This is a genomic window from Pseudomonas sp. TREG-RG-20F-10-E-6-01 (genome assembly GCF_022662455.1).
In the GTDB taxonomy this organism is placed as follows: Bacteria; Pseudomonadota; Gammaproteobacteria; order Pseudomonadales; family Pseudomonadaceae; genus Aquipseudomonas.
In genome coordinates this window covers 243572-255004 of sequence record NZ_JAKNQP010000004.1, presented here as the reverse complement: position 1 = coordinate 255004, position 11433 = coordinate 243572, and the positions used below count along the sequence as shown (strand labels likewise).

Here is an 11433-nt window from a genome sequence, read left to right as displayed (position 1 = left end):
GCTTGGCGGTAGATAACGCAAGCGCCCGTTGACAGCAGGCACAGGAGGCGTTGTTTAATCGGCGGTCTGGATTCTTGTTGTCTCTTCCAATTATAAAATCGGAGCTACAGATGTCTGCCCAGTCCCCGCTCGTTGACAGTCCTGCAGCATTCATCGGTTTCAATGACCTGGTGGGATTGCTGCAGGCGATATTCGTCAAGCACGGCACCTCACCGCAGGTCGCCTCGATCCTGGCACGCAATTGCGCCAGCGCCGAGCGCGACGGTGCGCACAGCCACGGCATTTTCCGCATCCCCGGTTACCTCAGCACGCTGGCCAGCGGGTGGGTCGACGGCAAGGCCACGCCCGTGGTCACGGATGTGGCGTCCGGCTTCGTGCGCGTGGATGCCGGCAACGGGTTCGCCCAGCCGGCCCTTGAAGCGGCGCGCGCGCTGTTGGTAGACAAAGCTCGCAGCGCCGGCATCGCACTGCTGGCGATTCACAACTCACATCACTTTGCTGCGCTGTGGCCGGACGTCGAGCCCTTCGCCGAAGAAGGGCTGGTGGCGTTGAGCGTGGTCAACAGCATGACCTGCGTGGTGCCCCACGGCGCCGACCGGCCGCTGTTCGGCACCAACCCCATCGCTTTCGCCGCGCCGCGCGCCGACGGCTCGCCCATCGTCTTCGACCTGGCCACCAGCGCCATCGCCCACGGCGACGTGCAGATTGCCGCGCGCAATGGCGAGCGCTTGCCGCCGGGCATGGGCGTCGACAGCCTCGGCCAGCCGACCCAGGACCCCAAAGCCGTGCTCGAAGGCGGCGCGCTGTTGCCCTTTGGCGGGCACAAGGGCTCGGCCTTGTCGATGATGGTCGAGTTGCTGGCGGCAGCGTTGACGGGAGGCAATTTCTCGTTTGAATTCAACTGGGCCGATCATCCGGGCGCGCGGACACCCTGGACCGGGCAATTGCTGATCGTCATCGACCCGAGCAAGACGGCCGGGCAAAACTTCGCCGAACGCAGCCAGGAACTGGTGCGGCAGATGCATGCGGCGGGGTTGCGGCGCTTACCGGGGGATCGACGTCACCGCACACGGGCGAAATCGCAGCAACAAGGTATTGAACTGGACGCGCAAGAGCTGGCGCGCTTGCAGGCCTTGCTGGAGACGTAAAAAAGGGGCTGCGCCAACGGCGCAGCCCCCATGCATCAGGTACGGTGTATCAGTTACGGCGACCCAGCAACAACCCTACCACCAGGCCGAAACCTGCGGAGATGGCCACGGTCTGCCATGGATGGCCACCGATGTAGGTTTCGGTCGCGTCGACCACCGGCTTGCTGCGCTCGCGCACGTTGGAGACCGACTCCAGCGCTTGCTTGAGTTTGATGGCGACCTGTTCGCGCAGGGTTTCGCCTTCTTCGCCTACCAGGGAGGCGCTGCTCTTGAGCAGTTTGTCCGACTCTTCGATCAACGCCGTCAGTTCACTGAAAGCTTGATCCTTGATTTGATCTTCGACAGCTTGGGCGGCAGATTTGCGGGCCATTGTGTGACTCCTTGCAGGTGAATGTGACAGTGAACAATGGAGTGTTGGGCGGCAGCAAAAGTTGCAGTTTTTTTGCCGGGGCCTGTTTTTGGGCAAAATCCGAATCAGGAAATTTCGACCTACAGTGTAAGATGTCGCCTATTTATGCAGCAGGTAATTCCACATGAGCTTCAATCTCGCCAATAAAACCCTCGCCGAACGCGCCGAGCTGGAAGATGAAAAGTCACGCCTCTACGACCTGTGGCAGACCAACCTGGGCAAGGCCAAGGGCGAAGCGGCGCGTTTGTTCGGCGAGCGCGCCAAGCGCAAGGGCAAGTGGGCTGAATGGGTGCGGGCAGAACTCGACGGCATGTCGCCGCCGGAGTTTTCCAACATGGTGCGCAGCGAAGTCAACAAGCTGATGGCCGCGGCGAAATAAAGCACGCCACAATCGCCTCGCGCACCTTGAGCAACAGCGGGTCAAGCTGCGCCTGGGTGCGCCAGCCCAGTTCTACCGGGTAAAACGGCAGCGCCAACGGGCAGGGCAGTACCCGCAAGCCGGTCATGTGCGCAATGGCCTGGGCCGCATGCCCGGGTATCGTCGCCACCGCCGTGCTGCCCTTGAGCAGAAACGGCAGTGCGGCAAAGTGGCTGGTGGACGCGCACACCTGGCGGCTCAACCCTTGCGCCGCCAACCCTTCATCGGTGATCCCGATAAACCCGCCCGACGACACCAGCACATGTTCGCGCGCGACGAACTCATCCAGGCTGATAGCGTGCTGGCTGGGCGCCAGGCTGTCCGGGTCGACCAGGCAGCGGTAATCCCCTTCGCCCACGACCTGTCGACTCAGCCTGCGCTCGGCAAACCCGCCCGCGGTGATTGCCAGGTCCAGGCTGCGGTCGAGCAGCGCCGCGGCGACGATCTGGCTGTGGGTCTGGCGGAAGATCACCCGCAGCTTGGGCGCACAGCCGGCGATGGCCTCCATCAGCCGGCGGGCGTAGGCAATCTCGAAGTCATCGGATAACCCCAGGACCACTGAACGCCCGTGATAGTCATGGTTGTCCGGGTGGACCATGGCCAGGCTTTGTCGGCAGCGGTCCAGCGCTTCGCTGATCACCGGTTTGAGCTGATTGGCGCGCAACGTTGGCGCCAGGCCACGGCCGGTGCGCACAAACAATTGGTCGCCATACACGTCGCGCAAACGCCGCAGGCCTGCGCTGATCGCCGACTGGGTAACGCCCAGGCGCAAGGCGGCGCGGCTGGCGCTCGACTCGTCGTGCAGGGCTTCGAAGGTTTTCAGCAGGTTCAAGTCAACCTGGGCGATATTCATTTGGCTCATATCATTCAGCACTGAAGTGGGCTTTATTCATGATCGCGGCTGCCCGGAGAATGGGCAACCCCCCTTATCTGGAGTGATCGTGATGCCCGTTTCTACCGTGGCTGCCTTGCAAATCGGTGCCTTGCCGGAAGGCAAAGCGCAAACCCTGGCGCAAATCCTGAGCTATGAACACGAGATTAAGCGCAGCGGTGCGCAATTGGTGGTGATGCCTGAAGCCTTGCTGGGCGGCTATCCCAAGGGCGAGAGCTTCGGCACGCAGCTGGGTTATCGCCTGCCGGAGGGGCGCGAAGCCTTTGCACGCTATTTTGCCAATGCGATCGACGTGCCGGGCGTCGAGACGCAAGCGCTGGCCGGGTTGTCTGCCCGCACCGGTGCCAGCCTGGTACTCGGCGTGATCGAGCGCAGTGGCAGCACGTTGTATTGCACGGTGCTGTATTTCGAGCCCAATGGCGGGCTGGTTGCCAAACATCGCAAGCTGATGCCCACCGGGACCGAGCGGTTGATCTGGGGCACGGGCGATGGTTCGACCTTGCCGGTGATCGACACTGCCGTAGGCCGCATCGGTGGTGCGGTGTGCTGGGAAAACATGATGCCGCTGCTGCGCACCGCGATGTATGCCAAGGGCGTGGAGGTATGGTGCGCGCCGACCGTGGATGAGCGCGAAATGTGGCAGGTGAGCATGCGCCATGTTGCCCATGAAGGGCGTTGCTTTGTGGTCAGCGCTTGCCAGGTGCAGGCCTCGCCTGCGGCGCTTGGCGTGCAGGTGGCCAATTGGCCGTCAGACCGTGCGTTGATCGCGGGCGGCAGTGTGATTATCGGGCCGATGGGCGATGTTCTGGCCGGGCCGTTGGTGGGAGAGGCCGGGTTATTGACCGCGCAGATCAATACCGATGACCTCGTCCGGGCACGTTATGACTATGACGTGGTGGGGCATTACGCACGCCCGGATGTGTTTGAGCTGGTCGTGGATGAGCGCGCCAAACCGGGCGTGCGCACCCTCACCGACTGAAGCCGGTCAAGCCGTAGGCGCCGGCAAGCTTGGCGCCTACCGCGTGACAGGTAGCGTGTTGAGCCACTCTTCGCGGGTTATTTCCCAAATATCGCGCGCGAAGGTGCCTTCGACAAACCGCCCCTCCTGCGACCTGATCAAGCGCATGCCGGTGCGCTCGGATATCCGCCGCGAGCCTATATTGGGCGCGGCCTTGGGCACACGCAGCACCGGGCGCTTGAGTACCTCGAACCAATACTCGGTCACCGCCGCGCTGGCCTCGGTCATCAAGCCCTGGCCTTGCCATTGCGGGCCCAGCCAGAAGCCGCGGTTATCGTCCTCTTCGTCCATCAGGCTGATATTGCCGATCAACTGCTCCGGCGCACTTTTGAGGCGGATTGACCAATGCCACTGCTCGCCCCGTGCCATCGCCGGCAAGGCGACCTGTTCCAGGTAGCAACGCGCGCCATCGGCCGGGTAGGGCCAAGGCACGTCGGCGTTGAGGTAGCGCACCACGTCCCAATGCGCGAACTGCTGCTGGATAGCCTCGGCATCCGCGAGCACCAGCGGGCGCAGGATCAGTCGTTGGGTCAACAGTACAGGTTGGCGGGTCATCACCAGGTCGCCGTGTTCGGCAGGTCCAGCGTGCCGCGCTCGACAAAACGCAGGGTGCCAAACAGGCCACCCGCCAGTTTGCCGCGCAGCACATAGGGCAGGTTGTTCAAGCTCTGGGTCTGGCTCAGGCCCAGGGTCTGGCGCAACACGGAAAACGCCGAAACGCTCACCGGCACCATCAGCACGGTTTCAGAAAACCGTGGGATCGAGCCCGACTGGTCACTGACCCCCGACGCCAACGGCCGGCCATTGACGTCCAGGTCCAGGGCTACGCCGCTGTAGTCGATCGCCGTGTCATTGGGGTTTTGCACGCGCAGTTTCACGGCGAATCGTACTTCCAGGTCCTGGCTTTGCAGCGGCTCGATGCCGACCACGCTGATGTTGACCGGGTCGCGATTGGGGAACAGCGCGCAGGCGCTCAAGGTCAGCAGCAGTAGCGATAGAACCATGAGCTTGCGCATAAAAGGTGCTCCTATTTCGTGACGTCCGGGTCCTGCATGACCTTGAGGGTAGAGGACTCCGGATCAAATTCATCTTCTTCCAGCTCTATGAACTCTTCGGGCAGGAAAATGTTCAGCAGGATTGCACAGAACGCGCCCACCGTGATCGGCGACTCGAAGATGTTGTGCAGCGCCTTGGGCAGGTCGCGCAGCACTTCCGGTACGGCGGCCACGCCCAGGCCCATGCCCAGGGAAATCGCCACGATCAGCACATTGCGTCGGTGCAGCCCGGCTTCGGCGAGGATCTTGATCCCGGCCACGGCCACCGTGCCGAACATGATCAGGGTGGCGCCGCCGAGCACCGGCTTGGGCATCAGTTGCAGCACCGCGCCGATCATCGGGAACAGCCCCAGCAGCACCAGCAGGCCGGCGATGAAGTACGCCACATAGCGGCTGGCCACGCCGGTCAACTGGATCACCCCGTTATTCTGCGCGAAGGTCACCATCGGCAGGCTGTTGAACGTGGCGGCCATGGCCGAATTGAGGCCGTCGGCCAGCAGGCCCGACTTGATGCGTTTGATATACAGCGGGCCTTTGACCGGTTGTTGCGAAATCATCGAGTTGGCAGTCAGGTCGCCAGCGGCTTCCAAAGGCGAAATCAGAAAGATTACCGCCACCGGGATAAACGCCACCCAATCAAACGAGAACCCGTACTTGAACGGCACCGGCACGCTGATCAGCGGCACGTGAGGCAGTGCTGCCAGATCGACCCGGCCCATGCACCAGGCCACTACAAAACCCAGCGTCAGGCCGATCACGATTGAACCCAGGCGCAGGAACGGGTTGCTGAAGCGGTTGAGGACCACAATGGTCAGCAGCACCAGCGCCGCCAGGCCCATGTTGCCGGCCGCGCCCAAATCGCTGGCGCCATAACCGCCGGCCATATCGGTGACCGCCACTTTGATCAGCGACAAGCCCATCAAGGTAATGATGGTGCCGGTCACCACCGGGGTGATCAGCTTGCGCAGCTTGCCGATGAACTGGCTCAGCACCACTTCGATAAAGGCTGCGAAAAAGCAGATACCAAAGAGCGTCGACAGAATTTCATCGGTGCCGCCGCCCCGGGCCTTGACCATAAAACCGGCGCTGAGAATCACGCTGATAAACGAAAAGCTGGTGCCCTGCAGGCACAACAGACCCGAACCGACCGGGCCGAATGTGCGCGCCTGCACAAACGTGCCGAGCCCGGACACGAACAGCGCCATGCTCACCAAGTACGGCACCTCGCTTTCAAGGCCCAGCACGCCGCCGACGATCAAGGTGGGGGTGATGATGCCGACGAAACTGGCGAGCACATGCTGCAATGCGGCAAAAATCGCCGCGGTGAAGTGCGGGCGATCTTCCAGGCCGTAGATCAGGTCGGATTTATAGCGGGGGCGAGAGGTTTGAGCGTCAGACACAATACAGGCCCGGTAGGGAAAGGGGGGCGCAGGATGCCAGAAAGTGCCGGCCGTCAGAAGTGTGTAAAAATTTTTCGAAACACCCTGCATTAGATCCCGGCACCTGCCGATACCGTATTCAAGCCCACACAACTCTTACAACAGTGGTGCCCAAAGATCAGAGCGGTGCGTTGACGCCCACTGATCGTGTCGCGGCAGGGACGCTCGCCCACTCTTTCTCGAGAGCAGCCCTATGTCCCTACGTAATCTGAATATTGCCCCGCGCGCGTTCCTCGGTTTTGCGTTCATTGCGTTGCTGGTCGTGATCCTCGGCGTATTTGCCGTTAACCGCATGACACAGATTCGCCAGTCTTCCCTGGACATGGGGACCATCCAATTACCCAGCATGAAATTTCTCGGCAACATGACGGAAAACGTCCTGCGCTTGCGCATCCTGTCGTTCCGGATATTGATCAACCGTGAGCCTGCGGCCCTTGAGGAGGCCAAGACCCGCGTAGCGGTGTTGGTGGACAAGGTCAAGCAGGCCCAGCGTGCTTACGCGGTCATGCCGGCAGGCCCGGAAGAGGCGGCCCTTTACAAAGCCTTCGCCGCGACCCTCGACAATTACTTCGCGGCGCAGGCCGAGATGATGTCGCTGTCGCAGCAGAACAAAGTCGAGGAAATGCGCAGCCTCATCAATACGCGGATCAAGGACGGTACGGATCTGATGGGCGAGCAGCTGAACAAACTGATCGCCATCAACAGCGTCGATGCCGACCAGGCCGGCCGGGACGCTGAAGGCAGCTACCAACAGGCCGTCAGCGGCATCATCATCGTTTCGGTGGTGGCGGCGTTGATGACGGTGTTACTCGCCTGGCTGCTGACCCGCAGCATCGTTGCGCCGCTGCGCAAAGCGGTGCAAGTGGCCGAAACCATCGCCAGCGGTAACCTGACCACGCTCGTCGAAGATGCTGGCAAGGATGAACCGGCCCGCCTGCTTGGCGCTTTGTCCGCGATGCAGACCCACCTGCGCCAGACCATCCAGCACATTGCCGGTTCGGCCACGCAACTGGCCTCTGCTGCCGAAGAATTGAGCGCCGTCACCGAGGAAGCCTCCAGAGGCCTGCAACAACAAAACAACGAAATCGACCAGGCCGCCACCGCCGTCAACGAAATGACCGCCGCCGTGGAAGAGGTGGCGCGTAATGCGGTGTCCACCTCTGAAGCGTCCAGCCAGTCCAACCAGGCGGCGCGCGAAGGCCGTGACCGTGTGGTGGAGACAGTCGGCGCGATTCAGACCATGACCCAGGACGTACAAACCACCTCGGTGATGATCGAAGGCCTGGCGACGCAGGGCCGTGACATCGGCAAGGTGCTGGACGTGATCCGCGCGATTGCCGAACAGACCAACCTGCTGGCGCTCAACGCAGCGATTGAGGCGGCACGCGCCGGTGAAGCCGGGCGTGGCTTTGCGGTGGTGGCCGATGAAGTGCGGGCGCTGGCGCATCGCACCGCGCAGTCGACCCAGGAAATCGAGAAAATGGTCGCCGGCATTCAGACGGGTACCGGCGAAGCGGTGCAGTCGATGCAACAAAGCAATCAGCGCACCCAAAGCACCCTGGAAATGGCCCGAGCCGCCGGTGTGGCGCTGGAGCAGATTACGCAGTCGATCAGTTTGATCAACGAGCGCAACCTGGTCATCGCCAGTGCTTCTGAAGAGCAGGCCCAAGTGTCCCGCGAGGTGGACCGCAACCTGATCAACATCCGCGACCTGGCGACTCAGTCGGCAGCCGGCGCCAACCAGACCAGCGCCGCCAGCCACGAACTGTCGCGCCTGGCAGTGGATTTGAACGCGATGGTGGCGCGGTTCGTGATCTGATGATCGAGGCATGTTGGGTGTGCGTTGCTCCCTGTTTTCGCTCAGTTTTTGCCAACGCCCAGGCGCCGACTTGAGGGGGGCAAGCACAAGCAGAGCGGCTTTATGGTGGGAGCTGGCTTGCCTGCGATGCAGGCACCGTGGTGTATCAGGTACACCGGGTTGATGCCATCGCAGGCAAGCCAGCTCCCACCTTTGATCGAGTACACACGCCACCCCTCTACCTGATGCACAGAGATCCAACTGTGGGAGCGGGCTTGCCCGCGAAGGCGGTGGTTCAGTCAGCTCATGTGTCACTGGCCCACCGCTTTCGCGAGCAAGCCCGCTCCCACAAGTTGACCGAGTGCAACTGCCAGCACCGCAGTGCTTTGCTTTTCTGTGGGAGCTGGCCGGGTACACACGCCACCCCTCTACCTGATGCACTGCGATCCAAATGTGGGAGCCGGCTTGCCCGCGAAGGCGGTGGTTCAGTCAGCTCATGTGTCACTGGCCCACTGCTTTCGCGAGCAAGCCCGCTCCCACAAGTTGACCGAGTTCAGCTGCCAGCACCGCAGTGCTTTGCTTTTCTGTGGGAGCTGGCTTGCCTGCGATGCAGGCACCTCGGTGTATCAGGCACAACCAGTTGATGCCATCGCAGGCAAGCCAGCTCTCACATTTGATTGAGTTCCGCCTTCAAGGTCAGGTCGGCTGTCAGGCCGCCGTGCTCTGCTTTTGACCTTAGGCGTCGCGTTAAACAACGGATACACACCCCCGGCCAAACCAAGTCCCCGCGCTCACACCTCACCCACCACAACCCAACGCTCTTCACGGGCCGCCACACGAATCGCCGTTGCCAACTGCTCAACCGCCCATGCCCCCTCAAAGTCAGTGCCCCCCGCGCCTTGCCCCGCCAGCGCCATGATCAATTCGTGCACTTCCAGCGTCTTCAACTCGTTGTACCCCAGTTGATGCCCGGCCGCCGGGCTGAACGCGGCATAGCCGGGCAGGGCAGGGCCGGCCAGCAACCGTTGGAATCCGTCCTGGCCGAGCCGACACACTCGCAGTTCATTCAAGCGCTCCTGATCGAACGCCAGCGTGCCTCGCGTACCGCTGATTTCAAAACTCAGGTGGTTCTTGTAACCATGCTTGAGCCAGCTGCTGCTCACCGTGCCGCGCGCGCCATTGGCAAAGCGCAAGAGTGCGTGCACCTGGTCGTCCACCGCGATGGGTTTACAGTCACTGCTGCCGTGGACGAGCGGGCGTTGGGCGTGGACGGTCTGGGTGTCGGCGCACACGCTGTGCACCTCACCCACCAGATAGCGCGCCATCGACAGCAAATGACTGCCCAAATCCGCCAGGGCGCCGCCGGCATGGGCCACGTCACAGCGCCACGACCACGGTGAGGCCGGGTCGGCCATGAAATCTTCGCTGAACTCGCCCTGGAAACTGATGATCTCGCCCAACTCGCCATCGGCAATCATCTGCCGCGCCAGGCTGATCATCGGGTTGTGCTGGTAGTTGTAGCCCACCCGCGTGACCACGCCGGCCGCACTCGCGGCGCGGCGCATGGCCTCGGCCTGCGGCAGGCTGACGGCCAGCGGTTTTTCGCAATACACCGCCTTGCCCGCTGCAATCGCCGCCATGGCCATGGGGTAATGCAAGTGATTGGGCGTGGTGATGGCCACGACATCGACCTTGGGGTCATTGATCAACGCCTGCCAGTCGCCGTGGGCCTGGGCAAACCCCCAGGCGGTCGCGCAACGCTGTGCGCGTTCGGTGTCGGCATCGGCCAGGGCGGCCAGGTTGAGGTGTACCGGCAGTTCGAATACCGCGCGGGCATTGTTGAACGCCAAGGCATGGGCGCGCCCCATGAAGCCCGTGCCGATCAGGCCGATTCCGAGTTCACGCATAGCGGTGGTCCTTTGGATTATTGTTTTCAGGACGTGTATTTATGGAATAAATATTCTCTAAATTCAATAGATGGAATAAATATTCATTAATCAGCCTGGCTAATGCACTCATATTCAGCCCATCGTCATCGCCCGCCAGTTAACAAAAGATAACGTAGCGCCGATTGTCAGACGATTCGAAAGCCCGATAGGATGGCCCCTGCTTCCTTCAGGCGCTCTAGATTGCAGGTTTCAGAGGCCGGCAAGGCAAGACGACCTAACAATAATAAATCGGGAGAAAGGTCTATGAGTGAGCCTGTCATGGGTTGGGTTGTTTGCCGCCCGCGCGTCGCCCGCAAGGTTGCGATGCTGGCTACAGCGCTCTCGCTGCTGGGGGTGTTGTCGACACCCGTGCTGGCAGCCGATGAAACCGGCGCACCGCCGGCATTTGCGATTCAATCCCCCAAGGCCGCCAAAGGCCTGATGATCGACGTGGTGCACGCCGGCTCCCGTCTGGTGGCAGTCGGTGACCGCGGGCACATCCTCTATTCCGATGACCAGGGCAGCACCTGGACCCAATCCCAAGTGCCGACTCGGCAACTGCTCACGGCAGTGTTTTTCGTCGATGAAAAACACGGCTGGGCTGTCGGTCACGATGCACAGATTCTTGCAAGCGCCGATGGCGGCGCCACCTGGACCCAGCAATACCAAGACCTCAAACGCGAAGCCCCCTTGCTCGACATCTGGTTCAAGGATGCCGAGCACGGCCTGGCCGTGGGCGCCTACGGTGCGTTGATCGAAACCACCGACGGCGGCAAAACCTGGGAAGACGTCAGCGACCGCCTCGACAACGAAGACCAGTTCCACCTCAACGCCATCGCCTCTATCAAGGACGCCGGGCTGTTTATCGTCGGCGAGCAGGGCAGCATGTTCCGCTCCAGTGACGACGGCCAGACCTGGGAAAAGCTCGAAGGCCCGTATCAGGGCTCGCTGTTTGGCGTGATCAGTACCGCTCAACCCCACACCCTGTTGGCCTATGGCCTGCGCGGCAATCTCTACCGTTCCACGGATTTTGGCAGCACCTGGGAACAGGTTGAGCTGAACGCGGCGCGGGGTGCCCTGGAATTCGGCTTGTCCGGCGCCACGTTGCTTGATGACGGTTCGCTGGTGGTGGTCGGCAACGGTGGCAGCGTGGTGATCAGCCATGACGACGGGCAGACCTTCAGCGTGTTCAATCGCCCGGACCGCATTTCACTCTCGGCGGTCACCGCGGCGGGCAACGGCAACTTGATTCTGGTCGGGCAGGGTGGCGTGCGTGTGGCCTCCGCCGCCGGTGCAGAGCTCTCAAAATAATAAGAAGGCGGGGTTTC

The 11433-nt window shown here is 61.9% G+C and carries 11 protein-coding genes; 5 read left to right on the top strand and 6 right to left on the bottom strand.

Annotated features, from left to right (window positions below; all coding sequences use genetic code 11):
* Positions 1-110 precede the first annotated feature (110 nt).
* A complete protein-coding gene (locus L8K08_RS15260; RefSeq protein WP_242198325.1) occupies positions 111-1148 on the top strand; it encodes an Ldh family oxidoreductase in 1038 nt (345 codons plus the stop codon).
* Positions 1149-1197: 49 nt separating this feature from the next.
* On the opposite strand, the gene L8K08_RS15255 is transcribed toward L8K08_RS15260, so the two are convergent.
* Entirely contained in the window at positions 1198-1518 is a 321-nt protein-coding gene (locus L8K08_RS15255; RefSeq protein WP_106579758.1) for a DUF883 family protein, read from the bottom strand.
* Between the two features lie 163 nt (positions 1519-1681).
* On the opposite strand from L8K08_RS15255, the gene L8K08_RS15250 reads away from it, so the two are divergent.
* A complete protein-coding gene (locus L8K08_RS15250; protein ID WP_003190904.1) occupies positions 1682-1936 on the top strand; it encodes a hypothetical protein in 255 nt (84 codons plus the stop codon).
* Here the strand turns inward: L8K08_RS15250 and L8K08_RS15245 are convergent.
* Entirely contained in the window at positions 1908-2828 is a 921-nt protein-coding gene (locus L8K08_RS15245) for a LysR family transcriptional regulator (RefSeq protein WP_145165694.1), read from the bottom strand. The two genes, L8K08_RS15250 and L8K08_RS15245, sit on opposite strands and share 29 nt — an antisense overlap.
* A 91-nt stretch (positions 2829-2919) precedes the next feature.
* Here L8K08_RS15245 and L8K08_RS15240 point away from each other — a divergent pair, with 91 nt between their 5' ends.
* Entirely contained in the window at positions 2920-3846 is a 927-nt protein-coding gene (locus tag L8K08_RS15240) for a carbon-nitrogen hydrolase family protein (protein WP_145165693.1), read from the top strand.
* Positions 3847-3882: 36 nt separating this feature from the next.
* Here the strand turns inward: L8K08_RS15240 and L8K08_RS15235 are convergent, their stop codons facing one another.
* From L8K08_RS15235 to L8K08_RS15225, 3 genes are read right to left on the bottom strand one after another with little or no spacing between them, the layout of a single operon-like run.
* Positions 3883-4440, bottom strand: a complete 558-nt coding sequence (locus tag L8K08_RS15235; protein WP_242198323.1) for a GNAT family N-acetyltransferase — start codon at positions 4438-4440, stop codon at positions 3883-3885.
* Positions 4440-4901, bottom strand: coding sequence for an LEA type 2 family protein (locus L8K08_RS15230; RefSeq protein ID WP_145165691.1), 462 nt, complete (start codon positions 4899-4901; stop codon positions 4440-4442). Before L8K08_RS15230 ends, L8K08_RS15235 begins: the two co-directional genes overlap by 1 nt.
* Positions 4902-4912: 11 nt before the next feature.
* Positions 4913-6340 (bottom strand): nucleobase:cation symporter-2 family protein, encoded by a 1428-nt coding sequence (locus L8K08_RS15225; RefSeq protein WP_242198321.1) that lies wholly within the window; start codon positions 6338-6340, stop codon positions 4913-4915.
* Positions 6341-6572: 232 nt separating this feature from the next.
* On the opposite strand from L8K08_RS15225, the gene L8K08_RS15220 reads away from it, so the two are divergent.
* On the top strand, positions 6573-8198 hold the full coding sequence (locus L8K08_RS15220) for a methyl-accepting chemotaxis protein (protein ID WP_145165689.1): 1626 nt from the start codon (positions 6573-6575) through the stop codon (positions 8196-8198).
* 770 nt (positions 8199-8968) lie between these two features.
* On the opposite strand, the gene L8K08_RS15215 is transcribed toward L8K08_RS15220, so the two are convergent.
* On the bottom strand, positions 8969-10084 hold the full coding sequence (locus L8K08_RS15215) for a Gfo/Idh/MocA family oxidoreductase (protein ID WP_242198320.1): 1116 nt from the start codon (positions 10082-10084) through the stop codon (positions 8969-8971).
* Between the two features lie 300 nt (positions 10085-10384).
* Between L8K08_RS15215 and L8K08_RS15210 the strand changes: the two genes are divergently transcribed.
* Entirely contained in the window at positions 10385-11416 is a 1032-nt protein-coding gene (locus tag L8K08_RS15210; RefSeq protein WP_242198636.1) for a YCF48-related protein, read from the top strand.
* The last annotated feature ends 17 nt before the right edge of the window (positions 11417-11433 follow it).

Coding starts and splice junctions, on each gene's coding strand:
- L8K08_RS15250 (WP_003190904.1), top strand. CDS start 1,682: ATGAGCTTCAATCTCGCCAATAAAACCCTCGCCGAACGCGCCGAGCTG.
- L8K08_RS15210 (WP_242198636.1), top strand. CDS start 10,385: ATGGGTTGGGTTGTTTGCCGCCCGCGCGTCGCCCGCAAGGTTGCGATG.
- L8K08_RS15245 (WP_145165694.1), bottom strand. CDS start 2,828: ATGAATATCGCCCAGGTTGACTTGAACCTGCTGAAAACCTTCGAAGCC.
- L8K08_RS15255 (WP_106579758.1), bottom strand. CDS start 1,518: ATGGCCCGCAAATCTGCCGCCCAAGCTGTCGAAGATCAAATCAAGGAT.
- L8K08_RS15235 (WP_242198323.1), bottom strand. CDS start 4,440: ATGACCCGCCAACCTGTACTGTTGACCCAACGACTGATCCTGCGCCCG.
- L8K08_RS15220 (WP_145165689.1), top strand. CDS start 6,573: ATGTCCCTACGTAATCTGAATATTGCCCCGCGCGCGTTCCTCGGTTTT.
- L8K08_RS15260 (WP_242198325.1), top strand. CDS start 111: ATGTCTGCCCAGTCCCCGCTCGTTGACAGTCCTGCAGCATTCATCGGT.
- L8K08_RS15240 (WP_145165693.1), top strand. CDS start 2,920: ATGCCCGTTTCTACCGTGGCTGCCTTGCAAATCGGTGCCTTGCCGGAA.
- L8K08_RS15215 (WP_242198320.1), bottom strand. CDS start 10,084: ATGCGTGAACTCGGAATCGGCCTGATCGGCACGGGCTTCATGGGGCGC.
- L8K08_RS15230 (WP_145165691.1), bottom strand. CDS start 4,901: ATGCGCAAGCTCATGGTTCTATCGCTACTGCTGCTGACCTTGAGCGCC.